The sequence below is a fragment of the Acidobacteriota bacterium genome (genome assembly GCA_003696075.1).
GTDB lineage: Bacteria > Acidobacteriota > Polarisedimenticolia > J045 > J045 > J045.
In genome coordinates this window covers 1-17,242 of record RFHH01000140.1, presented here as the reverse complement: position 1 = coordinate 17,242, position 17,242 = coordinate 1, and the positions used below count along the sequence as shown (strand labels likewise).

13 protein-coding genes and 1 tRNA gene are annotated in these 17,242 nt (G+C 72.0%); 7 read left to right on the top strand and 7 right to left on the bottom strand.

The features are described 5' to 3' along the window. The coding region (locus tag D6718_09640) for a transposase (protein RMG44639.1) at positions 1 to 212 on the top strand (212 nt) is incomplete at its 5' end. 129 nt (positions 213 to 341) lie between these two features. On the opposite strand, the gene D6718_09635 is transcribed toward D6718_09640, so the two are convergent. The 5 genes from D6718_09635 to D6718_09615 all read right to left on the bottom strand — a co-directional run bounded on the left by D6718_09635 (position 342) and on the right by D6718_09615 (position 7,022). After that, on the bottom strand, positions 342 to 1,421 hold the full coding sequence (locus D6718_09635) for a DUF3179 domain-containing protein (protein ID RMG44638.1): 1,080 nt from the start codon (positions 1,419 to 1,421) through the stop codon (positions 342 to 344). Beyond that, positions 1,418 to 2,692, bottom strand: a complete 1,275-nt coding sequence (cyoE, locus tag D6718_09630; protein RMG44637.1) for a protoheme IX farnesyltransferase — start codon at positions 2,690 to 2,692, stop codon at positions 1,418 to 1,420. Before cyoE ends, D6718_09635 begins: the two co-directional genes overlap by 4 nt. 45 nt (positions 2,693 to 2,737) lie before the next feature. Then, positions 2,738 to 5,026, bottom strand: a complete 2,289-nt coding sequence (locus D6718_09625) for a hypothetical protein (protein ID RMG44636.1) — start codon at positions 5,024 to 5,026, stop codon at positions 2,738 to 2,740. Between the two features lie 123 nt (positions 5,027 to 5,149). Then, on the bottom strand, positions 5,150 to 5,788 hold the full coding sequence (locus tag D6718_09620) for a hypothetical protein (GenBank protein RMG44635.1): 639 nt from the start codon (positions 5,786 to 5,788) through the stop codon (positions 5,150 to 5,152). A 646-nt stretch (positions 5,789 to 6,434) separates the two neighbouring features. Continuing rightward, entirely contained in the window at positions 6,435 to 7,022 is a 588-nt protein-coding gene (locus D6718_09615) for a hypothetical protein (protein ID RMG44634.1), read from the bottom strand. On the opposite strand from D6718_09615, the gene D6718_09610 reads away from it, so the two are divergent. From D6718_09610 to D6718_09600, 3 genes are read left to right on the top strand one after another with little or no spacing between them, the layout of a single operon-like run. After that, the gene (locus D6718_09610; protein ID RMG44633.1) at positions 7,021 to 8,931 is read left to right on the top strand and encodes a Glu/Leu/Phe/Val dehydrogenase; all 1,911 of its coding nucleotides are present in this window, start codon (positions 7,021 to 7,023) and stop codon (positions 8,929 to 8,931) included. The genes D6718_09615 and D6718_09610 overlap by 2 nt on opposite strands. Before the next feature lie 39 nt (positions 8,932 to 8,970). Next, positions 8,971 to 10,884, top strand: coding sequence for a CBS domain-containing protein (locus tag D6718_09605; protein ID RMG44632.1), 1,914 nt, complete (start codon positions 8,971 to 8,973; stop codon positions 10,882 to 10,884). A gap of 4 nt (positions 10,885 to 10,888) precedes the next feature. Then, positions 10,889 to 12,154, top strand: coding sequence for an aspartoacylase (locus D6718_09600; protein ID RMG44631.1), 1,266 nt, complete (start codon positions 10,889 to 10,891; stop codon positions 12,152 to 12,154). Here the strand turns inward: D6718_09600 and D6718_09595 are convergent. Together D6718_09595 and D6718_09590 are read right to left on the bottom strand one after the other, a co-directional pair. Further along, positions 12,155 to 12,231, bottom strand: a tRNA-Glu gene (locus D6718_09595). It lies immediately after the preceding gene. 84 nt (positions 12,232 to 12,315) lie between these two features. After that, the gene (locus tag D6718_09590) at positions 12,316 to 13,632 is read right to left on the bottom strand and encodes a glutamate--cysteine ligase (GenBank protein RMG44630.1); all 1,317 of its coding nucleotides are present in this window, start codon (positions 13,630 to 13,632) and stop codon (positions 12,316 to 12,318) included. A gap of 216 nt (positions 13,633 to 13,848) precedes the next feature. Here D6718_09590 and pckA point away from each other — a divergent pair, with 216 nt between their 5' ends. The 3 genes from pckA to D6718_09575 all read left to right on the top strand — a co-directional run. Continuing rightward, positions 13,849 to 15,450: a phosphoenolpyruvate carboxykinase (ATP) gene (gene pckA / locus D6718_09585; protein ID RMG44629.1), complete on the top strand. Its 1,602-nt coding sequence runs from the start codon at positions 13,849 to 13,851 to the stop codon at positions 15,448 to 15,450. Positions 15,451 to 15,495: 45 nt separating this feature from the next. Continuing rightward, complete coding sequence (locus tag D6718_09580; protein ID RMG44628.1) at positions 15,496 to 16,983, top strand: N-acetylmuramoyl-L-alanine amidase; 1,488 nt, start codon at positions 15,496 to 15,498, stop codon at positions 16,981 to 16,983. Then, a partial coding sequence (locus D6718_09575) for a hypothetical protein (protein RMG44627.1) occupies positions 16,980 to 17,242 on the top strand: 263 nt, incomplete at its 3' end. The genes D6718_09580 and D6718_09575, both read left to right, overlap by 4 nt.

The following is a 17,242-nucleotide window of genomic DNA, read 5'->3' as shown; positions in this document are numbered from 1 at the left end:
CGGTGCTGGCGCTGTTGCTGGAGCGGGTGGCGGAGCGGGCTTGCCGGGACACGTGGCGCAACATCCGGGACGATCTCCGGCAGATCAAACTGGCGCAATTGTCCGGCCCCCACGGTCGGATCTGGCAGGTCACCGAGCCGGGCACGGACGCCCGCAAGCGCCTGAAAGCACTCGAGATCGAGGCTCCCCCGGCCGTCGTCGACCACGTCTGAGCCGCTGCGCGGACCGACTCACATGGGCTTTCCGGCGGCAGCGCCGGTAATGCACTGGTGCGCAAGGACTTAGCGGCATTCATGTGAGTGGCAACTGTCAAACTCGGGTCTGGATCCCGGCGTCGCGGGTCAGGGAAGCGCGATCCGCGCGCCGGGATGCGTGGCGAACCAGGCGAACCAGAAGCAGCGGACGGAGGGCGCCGGCGATTCCGCGCCGGGTGCGATCCAGGCGGAGAGCGGGCGCCGGCGGACCTCGATCGGGATCCGGCGGCCGCCGTCGTCGAGAACGTAGCGGCCACCGCCGCCGGTTTTCTCGGCGAGCCAGGGGAGCGGCAGGGGCCGCGGGCCGGCCTGCGTCCAGACGACGAGCAGCGGCGTTTTGAGCGGCCAAGCGCCGCCGGCGGGCAAGGGATCGACCGGGGCGCGCAACAGGTCCGAACCGCGGTAGCTCTGGTAAGGGTTCCGGCGGTATCGCTTCAGTTTCGCGCGGTCGGGGACGAGGACCGTCGTCTCGGGGTGGAGGGACCGCCAGTCCTCCCACGTGGTGACGGCGGAGGGGAGAAGCCTCAGCCGCCGGCCCTCGGCGGCGGCGGGGCCGATGACGGCCTTCTGCAGGAGCGGCGCCCACAGGCTCGGCGCGGGCTGCCCGTCCGTCCGATCGTAGATCAGCGGGCACGACTGATAGAGGAGCCCGCTGACGCCGAAGCGCATCGTCCTTCCACCGGACCGCCGGTCGAGCACGACCGCCGCATCGCACAGCGGGCCGTAGGTGACGGCGATCGGCACGCCGCCGAGTTCGTCGTTGGCGACCTCGTGCCAGTTGAGCACGCGCAGCGGATAGGCCCGCGCCTCGCCTCCCAGCGCCACCCCGACGACGAGATCCTCCCCGACCAGAAAGCGCCCCCGGATCGCCCGCTCGAACGCCTCCTCCTCGGCGGCCGTCATCGCTTCCGGGTGGTCGAGCGCCGGCAGGCCGTCGCGCGGGATTCCCGCCCCGACGACCGTGTCGAGCGGAACGAGAGACGGCTGGAGAGGGAAACCGTAGCTCTCGCGGTGGATTCCGTCGCCGATCGCGCGCGAGCGCGGATGGAGCAGGATGGGCGCGACCTGCCACGCCACCGCAGACAGCGACAAGAGCAGCGCCAGCAGGAGGACCCACCCGCCGCTCCGGAAGGTGAGCCGCCGCTCGCGCGGCGCCGCCGGGTTCATTCGCGAGAGTTGTCCGGCGAGGCGGCCGGCAGCCGGGCCTCGGCGACCGCCGGCGAGGAAAGGCCGTTCCGCGGGACGCGATCGGCCGTGAGCAGTCCGAGAAGCGCCGGCAGATAGATCAGGGTGGCGAGGAAGACGCGGCGGGCCTGCCTGCGGCTTCGATTCCGGAACAGGCCGATGCCGACACCGGTGAGGCCGCCCCCGAGGAGCGCGGAGCCGAGCGCGAAGGCGGCGCCCGCGAGCCCTCCCAGTGTCGCCAGCAGGCCGAGCGGCACCAGCACGAGGGAGTAGAGGACCACCATCGAACCGGTGAGACTTCCCTCGCGGTCCACGACCGGGAGCAACCGGAAACCGCCCTTTTCGTAGTCCTCGCGGTAGAGCCACGCCAGCGACAGGGAATGCGGCATCTGCCAGGCGAACAGGATTCCCGCCAGCAGGAACGCGCCGGGTGCCACGCGGCCGTCCGCGGCCGCCCAGCCGATCATCGGCGGGAGCGCCCCGCAGACGGCGCCGACGATGGTGCAGAGCGAGCTGCGGGTCTTGAGCGGCGTGTAGGCCAGGACATAGAGAAGGATGACCGCCAGTGCGAGGGCGCCGCTCAGGACATTGGCGCAGGCGGCGAGAAGCGTGACGCCGGTCCCGGCGAGCAACAGGGACACCACCAGCGCCTCGCGCGGCGACAGCCGGCCGGCCGGGATCGGCCGCCCTCGCGTCCGCTCCATCCGTGCGTCGAGCGGCGCCTCCCACCACTGGTTGAGGCCGTTGGCGCCGAGTGCCGCGAGCCCGACGCCGAGGACCGCCGCGGCGAAGCGGATCGACACCAGCGGCGCACCGGCGGCGGCGTAGCCGGCTGCCGCGGTCAACACCACGAGAGCCGACAGGCGCGCCTTGGTCAGCTCGGCGTAGTCGGCGAACCGCCGCCGGACGGCCTGTCCGGGGCGGGGGCGGGTTTCCAGGGCCACGGTCGGGACCTCCCGGCCGTCGGGGCGCGATCGGCCGCGCGCATGGTAACCCGGAACGCGCCGCGATGCCCCGCCCGGCGCGAGCGCGCGGGCGGGCCGCCCTGATCCCGTGCGGCTCTGCCGCCGCCCGCGACCGCAGCACGAGCCCGCTGCCAGCCGGGTGGGGAAGGCGCCGCTGAGCGCCGCCCCGTTCCCGCGCCGTCGGCGGCGGCGGTTGCCGGCCGCACGCGTGGCGGCAGCGCCGGGAGGTCCGATCGGCGCTCCGGTGCCGGACGCGGCGGGCGGGGCGGAAGGCTCCCCCGGCCGCATCCCGCGGCGCGAAGGCGCGCCATCGGGCGAGCACCTCGAAACCGGTCAGGGGGAGATGCCGCCGCGCTTGCTCCTCGTGCGCACGCTGTAGAAGAAGCAAGTGCCCGTGGGGGCGGCCTCAGGGTCGCGGTAGTCGGAGGTCGCCGTCTGCGCCAGCAGGAAGGGTGCGAGTTCGCCCTCCGTCCGGTCCTTCCCCACGTCGGCCGGATTCGTCGAGCGGTAGACGTTGTAGCCGTCGACGTTCTGGCCGACGACGTCCTCCCAGTCGAGCAGCGAGGCGAAGCCGTCCCGATCGACCGTCAGGTGTTCGACCGGCGGGACGGCTCCGGTGTTGCGGTACAGGCGCACCGTGGCCGCGAGCAGCTGCCCGAGATCCATCCCGGCCTTGTTGGCGAAGACGACGTACCAGTCGCCGGCGTCCGGCACGACGAACTGGAGGTAACCGCCGGCGCTGTCGAGGGCGATCTCGTGCGCCTCGCACGCGGACCCGGATTCGAACTGGCTCCAGTTCGGATCGTCGGCGATGAAGAAGTCGACGTTGCCGGGGGAGAGGTGGCGGCAGTACTCGATGCCGGTGCTGTAGCCGTCGCCGTGGAGAAGCTCCCCGTCCACGCTGTAGTCGATCTCCAGCATGTGGTCGTCGATAGGGTCCGGCGGGGGCGGCGCGGAGGAGACGTCGACGCGGGGGACCGTTCCGGGGAAGGGCGGCACGTCGTAGGTGTAGCTCGTGCCGGCGACGGCGTCGTGGACCGCCTCCGCCGCGCCGGAGGAGGGGTAGTCGCCCCAAGGGGTATGGACGCTGACGTAGAAGTTGCGATGGTCGCCGATCGTGAACGTCACCTGGCCGGAGTCATCCGTGTGCCCCTGCGTGATCGTGTTGAGGAGCAGCGGGAAGGCGTCCAGCTCGCTGAGCAGCTTCACCCGTGCCCCATCGACCGGATAGCCGTTGGCGTCGACGACATTCACCGTCAGTGTCGCCGACGGCGTGTACAGCGCGGTCTCGTCGGACCAGCCGAAACCGTCGCCGCGCCAGGCGTGGCAGGAGGCCATGCCGCCGTGCGATGACCACCAGGAGTCGTAGGCGTCGGGATGGTCGATGAAGTTGTTCGTCGGCTCCCATTGGACCCAGCGGCGTTCATAGAACTCGTTCCAGCAGTGGTCGTTGACCGCGGCATCGATCACGATGGTCGGGATCAGGGCCGCCCGCGCGGCTGCCATCGTCAGATCTCCCCATTCGCCGCAGTTGCCGTCCATCCAGTAGTAGATCGTGACGGGCTGGATGGGACGGCAGCCGTCGCGATCGCCGAACTTCCCGAGCGAGCGGCGCACCCATTCGGTGACGACGCCGACCGCGCCGTTCGCAGCGCCCGAGACGTCGCGCAGGCCCTTCCAGAGGACGGTCACGCCGGCGAGCATGTCGCGGAGCACCGGGCACGGTCCGTCGATGGCGCCGTCGCGGTCGTTGTCGCACTGGCCGCCCTGGGAGTTCGTCGCGCCGTAGAACAGCCAGTCGCGCCAGAAGCGGCCCGTCGGCGGCGCTGCCGGAGTCCCGCCCGAGCTGCACGGGGCGGCAGGGTCGATGTAGGTGGGCAGCTCGTCCGAGCCGCGCGGGTGGACGACGTACCAGTAGTAGATGTCTCGGGGCAGCTCGTAGGTCGCCGGGACGCCGTCCTCCTCGACTCGATAGCGGATCGTCGAGTAGTAGTCGCCGCCCGCCGCGGCGGAGCCGTAGTCCACGATCTCCGCGTAGTCGACATCGGCATCGATCGAGTACAGCCAATGGGCGTTGTCCGTGATCAGCGAGGTGAAGAAGGACCCGTTCTGGAGATCCTGGGGGGCCAGGTGCGCCACCTCGAACGCGATCTCGTCGACGTACGGATCGGCGGCATCGAGGATGACGTTCGCCAGCTCGTCCTGGCGCGCCGACGGCAGGCGGGCGAACAGGTCTTCGAGTTCGTGCTGCAGCCAGGTCGGGGCTCGTTGCACCGCCTGGGCCGCGAGGCTGGTGATCCCCGGCGCCGGTGCCACTTCCGACAAGATCTCCGCCGCGGCGTCGAACCGCACGGCCGCCCGGTCTCCGAGCGGGACGCGCTCGTCCAGGTGGATCTCGTCCACGAGTTCCCACGCCGGGTCGGTGACCGCGCCCCCCTGCGCGGGGCTCGGCTGCGGACCGCGCGGCGGGACGGTCCGGGGGGTCCCCCGGACGGCGCGGGCGGCGGGCACCGGGACGTCGTCCCGGGCGGTCCGGCCCCTCGGTTCCGGCGCCGCCGCCGAGGCGAGAACCAGGACCGTTCCGGCGAGAGCGGCGAGGCAGCAGCGTTGGCCGAGGCCCATGGCGTCCTCCTGATGCGAGGCGCACGGGCGGGGGAGCCCTCGCTGGCGATGGCGATCTGAAGATACGCCGGTCCGCCGCCGCCTGCCGGGAGGACACCGGCCGGCGCGATCCGGTCGGCCGTCTCAGGGCAGGAACGAGCTGGCCGGACCGCAGCCTTCGAAGTAGCGCCCCGGCTCGGCTCCGGTGACGCGCGGGGCGAAGCGGAGCAGGCAGGCGATCGCCTCGACGACGTGCTCGCCGTTCCGCGTTCGGGCGAGCTGTCGCCCGGGCAGCGTCCCGTCCGGATCCAGCCGGCAGGCGGCGAGGATCGCGGCCCGCTCGGCCTCACCGGCCTCCGGCGCGAAGCGGACCGCGACGAGGCCGGGCTCGAAGCGCACCGTGCCCGCGACCGGGCCGAGATCCAGGTGCCGCTCCTCTCCCGCGACGAGACCCTCGTAAACGAGGGGAAAGTCGAACGGGAGGAGCACCCGCAGGCGCACCGGCACCCGCGCCGGGATCGCCAGCTCGAACGCGCCGCCCGGATCGGTGGTCGTCGCGGCGACCGGCAGGCCTCCCGCCATCGCCTCGACCGGGACGCCGGGAACGGGGACGGGGGGTTGATTCGACCCGCACGCCGGGATCCAGGTTTCCACGACCCCGCTCACCCGCGCGCTCGGCACGGCCCCGGCCGGAATCGTGTCGGGGCCGCCCGCCGCCCCGAGGCCGGGTGCGAGTCCGGCGAGTCCCAGCGCTGCGATTCCGAGCAGGAAGCCCCGCCGCATCGTTCGTCCCCCTCGTCGAGCGGAGCGTTACCCCGATCCCCGCGGCGGCGCAACCGCCCCCGGGGCGTGCCCGCGGGAAGGCGATCCGGCCGGTGCGGGGCGCCCGCAACGGCCCGCCGGGCCGCGACCTGCGGGAGGCTGGAAAGCCCGCGGCCATCGGCTGCTCCACCGGGCGGCGCTCCACCGTTCCGCCTGCCGCCGCACCCGGCCGGTCCGGGCATCCGGCGCCGCCGCCCCGCCCCGCCCGCGGCCGGCCGTGGCCTTGGCGGGGAGCGCGCGGCGGGTGAGGGATGCGACCCGCGCGCGCCCGGCAGCGGAACCCCTCCGGGAGATCGAGTGGCCTGCAGGGACCGACACTTGCGAAGAGCTCCCGGATTCACCGGAAAGAGCGATAGCCGAAGGAAGCGCCCTCTCGATGGCGGTTAGGACTTTCAGCTCGGCCTCTGCGCGCCTTTCTTGCGCGGGCGAGGACCGACGGAGGGACGCCGAACAGGAAACCGCCCCACAGGAGCGCACGCCTCGACAACCAGGCGGCGTGCTTCATGCGAGTTTCCCTTTCGCTTTGCGTTCGCAGGACAACCTGGCGATCGGCCGCTCGGCTGCCGTTGCAGCGGACGCGCTCCAACGCCTGATCGGACCACATGCGTCAATCTCGAAGCATCCAGACCAGCGCTCCGCCGGTGACGATACCCAGGACGACACCCCCCAGGAGGATCACCGCGATATTGACGAGAGCAAACCACCCGGCAGAAGGACCCGAAGGAAGCAGCCCGCTGACGGCGGCTGTCCCCGTCGCCGATGTCCAGCCCGCGACACAAGCCGGCACCCACCAGTCGGCCCTGGCGCAACGGGAACGAAGGATGCGTCGTTGCAGCAAACCGGCAAGGAGTCCGCCGGTCACGACGGCGATTGGAATGGAGGGCCAAGACTCGCCCCAAACCGCAGTGGCGATGTCAAACGCTCCGACCGGCACGCCCAATCCGATGGCGGACGCCCACACCCAGCCCCAGGTCACGTCCAGCCGCCGCCGCATCACGCGTCCCTGCGCATACCCGACGCCGGCGCCCATGGCGATCCCAACGATGAACTGGGATTCCCCGTCCCCCACGCCGATCAGGTCCCCACCGGCCGCTGCGAGGACGATGAACACGAACCCGAGCAGCCAGCCGGCGAACGTCGCACCGACCCACCGTTTGAAGAACTCCCGGCCTGCTGGACGGTGGCGAGCGCTCATGAGGCGCGACCCCTGGCGTGCGCGGCGGTCCAGCGCTCACCCGGCCGGTGGGGGTCGAGAGTTCGCCAGGCTACCGAGTCCGCCCCTCCCAGCGTTCTCTGTGGCGATTCTACCAAGCCGCTCGTCTTCCGTGAAGGGGTTCCGGCGTCACGCGCATCGCGGACGAAACGGCCTGCTCTTCGCCGGAGGCGACCCCGAGCCGCGAAAACAAGACGAACGGCCGCCGGCGGGTGGCCACAGCTCGCGCTACCGCGGCCGGGACGCCCTGGGCAAGACGTGGGCGGCCCGCCGCGGGGCGGTCGCGCCGGCGGCGGCGCGGCGGACGGTCCGCGAAGGCACCCGCCCGGCGCCGGGCCCGCCTGTGGCATCCGGACCGGCGCTGCGGATAGAATCCCGCGCCGCGGTCGCGTTAGCCGCCGTTCCCAGGCTGTTGCGGGCCAGGGCGGGACGTCGCGGGTGGGAGGAAGCCGGCGTGGCGAGACGAAACGGGGCGGCCCGGGAGGATCTCAATCTCAACAACATCGTGGCGCGCCAGTTCGATCGCGCCGCGCGTCACGTGAAGCTGCCGGCAGGGCTTCTCGAGCAGATCAAGGCCTGCAACAACGTCATCCACATCCAGTTCCCGGTCAAGATCGGAAAGGAATACCGGATCTTCCACGGCTGGCGCGCCGAGCATAGCCACCACAGGAAGCCGCTCAAGGGGGGGATCCGTTACAGCCGGATGGTGGATCAGGACGAGATCATGGCGCTCGCCGCGCTGATGACCTTCAAGTGCGCGATCGCCAACGTTCCGTTCGGCGGGTCGAAGGGGGGGATCCGGTTGCGCTCGCGGAACTACCCGCCCGAGGTCCTCGAGCGGATCACCCGCCGCTTCACCGCCGAGCTGATCCGCAAGAACTTCATCGGTCCCGGCGAGAACGTCCCTGCGCCCGACTACGGAACCGGCGAGCGCGAGATGGCCTGGATCGCCGACACCTACGATGCCTTCCATCCGGGCCAGCTCGACAACATGGCCTGCGTCACCGGGAAGCCGGTGACACAGGGCGGCATCCGCGGGAGGACGGCGGCGACCGGCCGCGGCGTGGTCTACGGCCTGCGCGAGTTCTTCCGCACGCCGCGCGACGTCGCGCGGGCCGGACTCGACGGGGGGCTCGAAGGCAAGCGCATCGCCATACAGGGATTCGGGAACGTGGGCTACCACGCAGCGCGGATCCTCCAGGAAGAGGACGGGGCGAAGATCGTCGCGGTCGGCGAGTGGGACGGCACCGTCTACGATCCCAACGGCCTCAACATCAAGGCGCTGGCGCGCCACCGGAAGAAGACCGGGTCGATCCGCCGGTTCCCGGGCGCCAAGACGCTGGAGAAGGGGACCGACTGCCTCGAGGTCGACTGCGACATCCTGATCCCCGCCGCGCTCGAGAACCAGATCACCCTGGAGAACGCCCACCGGATCAAGGCGAGGCTGGTGGCCGAGGCGGCGAACGGTCCCACGACGCCCGGTGCGGAAGAGGTGCTCCTGAAGCGGGGGGTGTTCATCATCCCGGACATCTATCTCAATGCGGGCGGCGTCACCGTCTCCTACTTCGAGTGGACGAAGAACATCTCCCACATGCGCTACGGGCGGCTGGAGAAGAAGCTGGACGAGGAGCTGAGGAAATCGTTCGTGGCCGCCATCGAGAGTCTGGTCGGCAAGAAGATGCGGCCAGGGATGAGGCAGCCGCTCGTCCGCGGCATGGGCGAGGAGGACCTCGTCAACTCCGGCCTCGAAGAGACGATGATCACCGCCTACCAGGAGATCTCCGAGGTCATGCGGCGGAAACGGACGGTTCACGACATGCGGACCGCCGCGTACATTCTCGCCATCGAAAAGGTGGGGCAGAGCTACCTCGAGCTCGGTATCTTCCCCTGAGAGGCGGCGCCGGGCCGGCGGCCCAGGCGCCGGGGCGACATGGGCGAACGGGACGTCCAGGCTGCGGAGACGGGACGCCAGCACCGGGCGTTCATGCGGGCGGTCCTCCAGGACCTCCGCGCCCTGGAGCGCATGATCGACGAGGGGATGATCGAATCCGGCGTCCGCCGCATCGGCGCCGAGCAGGAGATGTTTCTCGTCGACGACAGCTGGCGGCCCGCTCCCGTCGCTCTCGAGGTCCTGGAGCGAGTCGACGATCCCCACTTCACCACGGAGCTCGGCCTGTTCAACCTGGAGCTCAACCTCGACCCGCTCACCTTCGGCGGGGATTGCCTGAGCCGCATGGAACGGCAGCTCGAGGAACTGCTCGCGAAGGCCGAGCGGGCGGCCCGCGAGACGGGCGCGAGAGTCGTTCTCACGGGAATCCTCCCCACGCTGCGCAAGTCGGACCTCGGGCTCGACAACATGACGCCCGTGCCGCGGTACTTCGCCCTGAATCGGGCGCTCGGGAGCCTGCGGGGAGGAGCGTACGAGTTCCACATCCGGGGTGTGGACGAGCTGATCGTCAAGCACGACTCCGTGATGGTGGAAGCGTGCAACGCCAGCTTCCAGGTCCACTTCCAGGTGGGAGCGGAGGAGTTCGCGAAGCTCTACAACATCGCGCAACTGGTGGCGGCCCCGATCCTCGCGGTGGCGACCAACTCGCCACTGCTCTTCGGCAAGCGTCTCTGGCGCGAAACACGGATCGCGCTGTTCCAGCAGGCGGTCGACACGCGGGGGGCCCATCATCACATGCGGGAGAGGATCCCCCGCGTTTCGTTCGGGAGGCGCTGGGTCGAGCGCTCGGTCACCGAGCTGTTCCGGGAGGACATCGCCCGCTTCCGGGCGCTGATCTCGGCGGACGACGCCGAGAACCCTCTCCTCGCGCTCGAGAGGGGCGACGTGCCCGAGCTGAAGGCCCTGCGGCTGCACAACGGCACCGTCTACCGCTGGAACCGCCCCTGCTACGGAATCAGCGCCGGGCGCCCGCACCTGCGGATCGAGAACCGCGTCCTTCCCTCCGGCCCGTCGATCCTGGACGAGGTCGCCAACGCGGCGTTCTGGTTCGGCCTGATCGCCAAGATCGCCGACCAGCACGGGGATCCGCGGCACCTCATGGATTTCGCCGACGCCGTGGAGAACTTCCACGCGGCCGCGCGCCACGGCCTGGGTGCGGAGTTCCACTGGATCGACGGGCGCACCTACCCTGCGCGAGACCTGATCCTCGGAGAGCTGGTGCCGATGGCCCGGGAGGGGCTCGCCGGGGGCGGAATTCGCGCCGAGGACATCGACCGCTACATGGGCGTCATCCAGGAGCGGGCCGAGAGCCGCCTCACCGGCGCGCACTGGCAGCTCCGGTCGCTCGCCGGGTTCAAGGACAAGGGAACGCTCGGGGAGCGGCTCAACGCGATCGTCGCGGCGACGGCCGCCCGGCAGTTCACGGGGACGCCGGTTCACGAGTGGGCGCTCGCCGACCTCGCCGAGGGCGGCGGCTGGACCAAGAACTACCTCAAGGTCGAGCAGTTCATGACAACCGATCTGTTCACCGTGCACGCGGACGAACCTGTCGATCTCGTCGCGAACCTGATGGAGTGGGAGCGGATCCGCCACGTTCCCGTCGAGGACCGCGACCACCGCCTCGTCGGCCTCGTCTCCTACCGCAACCTGCTTCGCGTCCTGGCCCACGGGCGCGAGCGCGAAAGCTCCGAAGCGATCCCGGTGTCGGAGATCATGGTCCGGGACCTGGTCACGGTCGGGCCGGAAACGGGCACCCTCGAGGCGATCCGGCTGATGCGCGAGCACGGGATCGGCTGCCTCCCGGTCGTCAAGGACGGGAAGCTGATCGGGATCGTGACGGAGCGCGATTTCATGGACATCGCGCGCGAGCTCCTCGAGCAGAAGCTGAGCCGGTGAAGGGATGCGCGAGATGGCCGGATCGGGCCCGCAGGGGAGTCCGTGCGCGGCGCCGCTTGGTGCGGGCGGGAGCCCGCGGGGGGAACGGTTGAGCGCGGAACCGCAAGCCCGAACGGCTGCGACGCCGCGGGTTCTCGGCCGGCGCGGCCCGCAGGGCGCCCGGCCGCTCCTCATCGCCGTCGCCGGGATCCACGGCAACGAACCGGCGGGTGTCCTGGCCGTGCGGCGCTTTCTCGCCGCTCTCGACGCCTCCGGGACGCGGCTCGACGGCCGCTTCGTCGCCCTGGCGGGCAACCGGGCGGCGCTGGCGATGGGGCGCCGTTTCGTCGACCGCGACCTGAACCGCATCTGGCTTCCACCCCTCGTCGAGAGGCTGCGCGCCACGAGACGGCCGGAGTGCTCGGAAGAGCGGGAGCTCCTCGAGCTGCTGGACGAGATCGAGGCCGAGATCGACTCGAGGCCGCAGGGGACTCACTTTCTCGACCTGCACACCAGCTCCGCGGAAGGAGCCCCGTTCGTCACCGTGGGCGACACTCTCCGCAACCGGTCGTTCGCCCGCGCGTTTCCTCTCCCGGCCATCCTCGGCCTCGAGGAGCAGATCGACGGCGCCCTGCTCGAGTACATGAACAACCTCGGCTGCATCACGCTGGGGATCGAGGCGGGCCAGCACGCCGATCCGGCGGCGGTCGAAGTGCACGAGGCCTGCCTTTGGACGGCCTCGGCCGCGGCGGGGTTGCTGCCGGCCCCGGAACCGCCCGAGGTGCGCCGGGCCCGCCAGCGACTCGCGGCTTGCCGCCGCGGGCGGCCGCGCACGCTCGAGGTGGTCTACCGGCACCGGGTCCGGCCGGAGGACGGTTTCCGCATGCGGCCCGGATTCGCCAGCTTCACGCCGGTGGTCCGGGGCCAGGCGGTCGCGGACGATCTCCGCGGACCGGTGCGCGCACCCGTGTCGGGACTCGTTCTGCTGCCGCTGTACCAGGGGCAGGGGAGCGACGGTTTCTTCATCGCCCGCCCGGTCAGCGGCTTCTGGCTCGGGTTGTCACGACTGCTGCGCCGGCTTCGTGCGGGTGAGGCGGCCCACTGGCTTCCCGGCGTCCGCCGCCATCCCGAGCGGGACGACACGCTCGTGGTCGACGTGCGGATCGCCCGCTGGTTTCCGCTGCAGATCTTCCACCTGCTGGGTTACCGGAAGCTGCGGCGGAGCGGCTCGCTGCTCCTGGTCACGCGCCGCCGCTTCGACCTCCCCGCCGCCCCCGGGGAAAGAGGATGATGGCGACCCCAACGGGATTTGAACCCGTGTTCCCAGCTTGAAAGGCTGGTGTCCTAACCTGGCTGGACGATGGGGTCGCAGGGGCGTCCGACACGGAGCGCCGCCGGGCGGTCCGAAGCGCGGGCGAGTCTACCGGCGCCCCCGGCGGGTGTCAACGCGGCTCATTCCGCCAGCGCGGCGGCCAGAGCCGCGACGGCCCCGGCGCCGTCGCGCTCCCACCTTTCGAGGGTTTCCATCGCCGGGCATCGCCCTTCTTCGGCGAGCGCCTCGAGCGGCGCGAGCAGCGGCCGGTCCTCGGGCGACCGCCGTTCCAGCTCCGCCGCCGCCAGGCGCAGCAGCTCCCGCATCAGCTCCGCGGCGGATCGCCCGTCGGGAGCCCGCGCCGCCGGTCCCCGGCGGGCGCAGTCCATGTGGAAGGCGATCCGGGCCTCGGCGTCGAAGCCGCCCAGGAGCGATTCGACCGCCTCGTGGCCATCGCTGCCGCCGTAGATCAAGCCGGTCGCCAGCGCGGCGAAGGCGAGCGCGAGATCCGGAGGGTTGCCGTCGGCGCACCGGATCTCGAGGTAGCTCTTGAGGCGCGCCTCGGGGAACAGCGTCGTCAGGTGGAGTTTCCAGTCCGCCAGGCTCGCCTGCTGGCCGCGGGCGCCCCGTTCGAGGAACTCGCGGAACTTCACCCCCGTCATGTCGACCAGCCGCCCGTCGCGCTCCACGAAGAACATCCCGGCCTCGAGCGCCCAGTCCACGTAGTCGGACGCACGAAGGCCGGGCGAGAGCAGGCGCGGCGGCAGGCCGCAGCGGTCGCTGTCGACGTCGAGCCAGCTCGCGGCGCGCTTGGACATGAACCCGTTCGCGGCCCCTTCGCTCACCGGCGAGTTCGCCAGGAGCGCCACGACCGGCGAGCTGACGAGGAGCGCCAGGCGCAAACCGCGCGCCGCCTCCTCCGGGGAGAAGACGTCGAGGTTCACCTGCACACCGGCGGTGGTGCGCATCATCCACACCGCGCCCGCACCACGCGTCGGAAGGTACCGGTTCATGATCTCGTACCGCGGCTTCGGGATGAGCGCGATCCGGTCGGGGGGCGAGACCGGCTGCATTCCCAGCGGAAGCCACGCCGCCCCCAGCGGCTCGGTGGCCGCCCGCAGCTCGGCGAGAAAACGGCGCAGCTCCGCGTGCGCGCCGCGCAGGGTGCGGTGGGGCCGGGCCGACAGTTCGAGCTGCGCGCCCGGTTCGAGCGTGATCCTCGAGCCCTCGCGCTCCAGCTCGAGAAGGGGAGGCCCCCCGACGGCCCGCCAGCCGTAGTCGCGGATCAGGCGTTCCAGCACCGAGGTGACGGAGACCGGGCCGCCGTCGTAGGGAAGGTGCGTGGCGTCGTCCAGCCGGACCCCGATCAGCTCGTATTCGAGCCCCACGAGCCGCTCCGTCCGGGGCTTGAACCCTGCCTCGAAATCCTCGAGAAGCGCCCTTCGGTCGAGCGGCATGCCGTCCCTTCGGCGGCGGTCCCGCGCGAGGACCGGGCGGCGGCCCGGGGCCGGCGTGACCGGCGCTGGGGGTCTTACGCGGAAAGCCCGGTCATGATAGGGGCCTGCCGGAAAGGGCGTCAACGCGAAGTTGCCCGGTTGCGGCCCGCGCCCCTAGAATGCGCCGCGTGTTTACTGTTCGGTTAGCCCGGGGGCCGGGCGGCGGAGGAGGCGGCGATGGCATCGAATGAGGGGCGCCCGAGCCCGGTGGGGCTCGACCGCCACGGGATCAGCCCTTCCGGCAACGTCTACTGGAACCTCACCGAGCCGAAGCTCTTCGAACAGAGCGTGCGGCGGCGCGAAGGCTGGGTGTCGCGCGAGGGTTCGCTCGTCGTGCACACCGGCCGGTACACGGGACGCTCGCCGAACGACAAGTTCTTCGTCCGCGAGCCGGGGAGCGAATCGAACATCTGGTGGGGTCCGGTGAACCGCCCCTTCGAGGGCGACTTCGAGAGGCTGCACCGGCGCATCGCCGAGCATCTGTCGGGGCGGGACCTCTTCGTGCAGGACCTGTACGCCGGCACGACGGCGGCGCACCGCCTGCCCGTCCGGGTCGTCACCGACAGCGCCTGGCATGCCCTCTTCGCGCGGAACATGCTGGTCCGGCCGCCGAGGGAGGAGCTCGACACGTTCGAGCCGAGCTTCACCCTGCTCCACGCCCCGGACTTCGCGGCCGACCCGGCGATCGACGGAACCAACTCGGAAGCGGCGATCGTGCTCGACATGGGCCGCCGCCTGCTGCTGATCGCGGGTACCGGCTACGCGGGGGAGATCAAGAAGTCGTTCTTCACGCTCATGAACTACCTGCTGCCGCTGAAGGGCGTGATGCCGATGCACTGCTCCGCGAACGTGGGCCGCGACGGGGACACGGCCCTCTTCTTCGGGCTCTCCGGCACGGGGAAGACGACGCTCTCGGCCGATCCCGACCGGCGGCTGATCGGGGACGACGAGCACGGCTGGGACGACGACGGCATCTTCAACTTCGAAGGCGGCTGCTACGCGAAGGTGATCCGCTTGAGCCGCGAGGCGGAGCCGGAGATCTACGCCGCCAGCCACCGCTTCGGCGCGATCCTGGAGAACGTCGTCATCGACGAGGAGACCCGCGCCCTCGACCTGGACGACGATTCCCTCACCGAGAACACGCGCGCGAGCTATCCGATCACGCACCTCGAGAACATCGTGCCCGAGGGGCACGCCGGCCATCCGCGCAACATCGTCTTCCTCACCTGCGACGCCTTCGGCGTGCTCCCCCCGATCGCCAGGCTCGACCGTTCGGCGGCGATGTACCACTTCCTCGCCGGCTACACGGCGAAGGTCGCCGGCACGGAGCGGGGCATCGTCGAGCCTCAGGCCACCTTCTCCGCCTGCTTCGGCGCGCCGTTCATGCCCCTCCACCCGGGGCGGTACGCCGAGCTGCTCGGCGAGAAGATGGATCGCCACGGGACGCGCGTCTGGCTCGTCAACACCGGCTGGACCGGCGGACCCTACGGCGTCGGCAGCCGGATGAAGCTCTCCCTGACGCGGGCGATGGTCCGGGCGGCGCTGGCCGGACAGCTCGACGAGATCCCGATGCGGCGGGACGAGCGGTTCCGGGTGGAGGTCCCCACGCGCTGCCCCGGCGTGCCGGACGACGTGCTCGATCCCAGGGCGACCTGGCGGGACAAGGACGCTTACGACGAGCACGCGAGGAAGCTCGCGCGCATGTTCGCCGAGCACTTCGAGCCGTTCCGGTCGATGGTCGACCGGGAGGTCGCCGAGGCGGGGCCGGCCGCGGGCTGAGCCGGGTCCGGGCCGCGGCCCGGGCGAGGACTTAGAATTCACCCGATGCCGCCCGCGTTCACCGCTTTCCGCGCCGTCCGGGGCCGTCCCCGCCGCGCGCTCCTCGCCGCGCTCCTCGCCGTGTCGGCGGCAGCGGCCGGCCTGGGGGCCGCGGGGCGGGAGGTGGTCCGGCTCGACCTGGGGCGGCGCCAGGCGATCGTGCCGGCGATCGTCGCGGGCGGCGTCCGGTACGCCTCGCTCAAGAGCATCGCCGCGGCGCTCGGCGCGCGGATCGCCGCCGAGGGCGGGACGTTCCGGCTCGAGACCGCCGAGGGCCGCGCCCTCGTCTTTCCTTCGGACCTTCCCGGCCTGGCGCGGGCCGGATCGGTCGTCCTCTCGCTCGGGCGCGACGCCATCCGGCGCGACGGCGACCTCTTCGTGCCGGAGCAAGCCGTACCCCGCCTGCTCGCCGCCCTGGAGCCGGAGCGGCAGCCGGGCGGGAGCGGGTGGTCGCTCGCGGGCGGGGGGGACGGCCGCCTGACGCTCGAAGCGCGGCTGGACCGCCCGCCGGAGCGGGTGGACGTCCGGCGGCGGCCGGACGGCGACTGGGAGGTCGCGGTCGCGGCCGGAGGCCCGGTGGAGCCGCCCTGGCGGCGGCGCGAGATCGGGGGGCGCCTCCTGGCGGCCATCGAGGCGGCTCGCGATCCGGCGGGCCTGCGGATCGTCCTGCGCGCCGGCCCCGATCTCGAACGTGTCGAGGGCGAGCGCCGCTCGGCTCCTCCCGGCTTCGTCCTCACGATGCTGGGGGCCGCCGCGAAGGTGACGCCGGTCGCCGCGACGGCGCCGGCGGGCCCGGTCCGGCGGGTCGTGCTCGATCCGGGGCATGGAGGCGCCGAGGACGGCGCGGTCGGTCCGGGAGGGGTCAAGGAGAAAGATCTGGTCCTCGACATCGCCCGCCGCCTCCGCGAGCTGCTCCGCGCCGAGGGCTTCGAGGTGCTCCTGACGCGCGACGGCGACATCGATCTGGGTCTCGACGAGAGGGCGGCCATCGCCAACCGGTGGCACGCCGATCTGTTCGTCTCCCTCCACGCGAACGCCTCGCGCGCGGCGAGCGCGCGGGGCGCCGAGACGTACTTCCTCTCCGCCGAGGCGACCGACGACGCCGCCCGCACCCTCGCGGCGCTCGAGAACAACGCCGTGGCCGCCGCCGGCGCGGGCAACGCCGCCGGCGGAAGCGACGAGCTGCCGCTCATCCTGTGGGACATGGCGCAGCGGGAGTATCTCCAGGAGAGCGCCCGGCTCGCGCGGACGATCCAGCGCCGGTTGAACCGCCTTCTCGGCATCGCGGATCGCGGCGTCCGGCGGGCGCCGTTCCGGGTGCTCGTCGGCGCGACCTGCCCGGCGGTTCTCGTCGAGCTCGGTTTCGTGACGAACCCCGAAGAAGAGGCGCGTCTCGCCGATCCCGCCTACCGGTCGCGCCTGGCCGAGGCGCTCCGGGACGCCATCCGCACCTTCGGCGCCCGCGCGGAGGAGCGCGCGGGGGACGCTCCGTGACGCCCCGGCGCGCGGCGGCCGCCGGGCTGGCGCTCGGGGCCGCCGCGGGGCTCCTCGCCGTGGCCTTGCTGCTTCTGGCTCGGGAACGCGCCAGGACGCCGGCCGCCGGCCGGACCGCCCCGCCGCCGCCGGCGTTGGAGGAGGGGGCGCCGGCGGAGGAGCCGGGGACCGGTTTCCGGGCGGTTCCCGTCCGGATCTACCAGCGGGCGGAGGCGCCCGAGCTGGCACTGGTTCCCGTTCCGGCGCGGATCGTCTGGAT

Bases quoted from the DNA above. Each gene is read 5' to 3' on its own strand.
- D6718_09600 (RMG44631.1), top strand. From the start codon at position 10,889: ATGCGCGAGATGGCCGGATCGGGCCCGCAGGGGAGTCCGTGCGCGGCG.
- D6718_09635 (RMG44638.1), bottom strand. From the start codon at position 1,421: ATGAACCCGGCGGCGCCGCGCGAGCGGCGGCTCACCTTCCGGAGCGGC.
- D6718_09605 (RMG44632.1), top strand. From the start codon at position 8,971: ATGGGCGAACGGGACGTCCAGGCTGCGGAGACGGGACGCCAGCACCGG.
- D6718_09625 (RMG44636.1), bottom strand. From the start codon at position 5,026: ATGGGCCTCGGCCAACGCTGCTGCCTCGCCGCTCTCGCCGGAACGGTC.
- D6718_09580 (RMG44628.1), top strand. From the start codon at position 15,496: ATGCCGCCCGCGTTCACCGCTTTCCGCGCCGTCCGGGGCCGTCCCCGC.
- pckA (RMG44629.1), top strand. From the start codon at position 13,849: ATGGCATCGAATGAGGGGCGCCCGAGCCCGGTGGGGCTCGACCGCCAC.
- D6718_09590 (RMG44630.1), bottom strand. From the start codon at position 13,632: ATGCCGCTCGACCGAAGGGCGCTTCTCGAGGATTTCGAGGCAGGGTTC.
- D6718_09610 (RMG44633.1), top strand. From the start codon at position 7,021: ATGAGGCGCGACCCCTGGCGTGCGCGGCGGTCCAGCGCTCACCCGGCC.
- cyoE (RMG44637.1), bottom strand. From the start codon at position 2,692: ATGCGGCCGGGGGAGCCTTCCGCCCCGCCCGCCGCGTCCGGCACCGGA.
- D6718_09615 (RMG44634.1), bottom strand. From the start codon at position 7,022: ATGAGCGCTCGCCACCGTCCAGCAGGCCGGGAGTTCTTCAAACGGTGG.
- D6718_09620 (RMG44635.1), bottom strand. From the start codon at position 5,788: ATGCGGCGGGGCTTCCTGCTCGGAATCGCAGCGCTGGGACTCGCCGGA.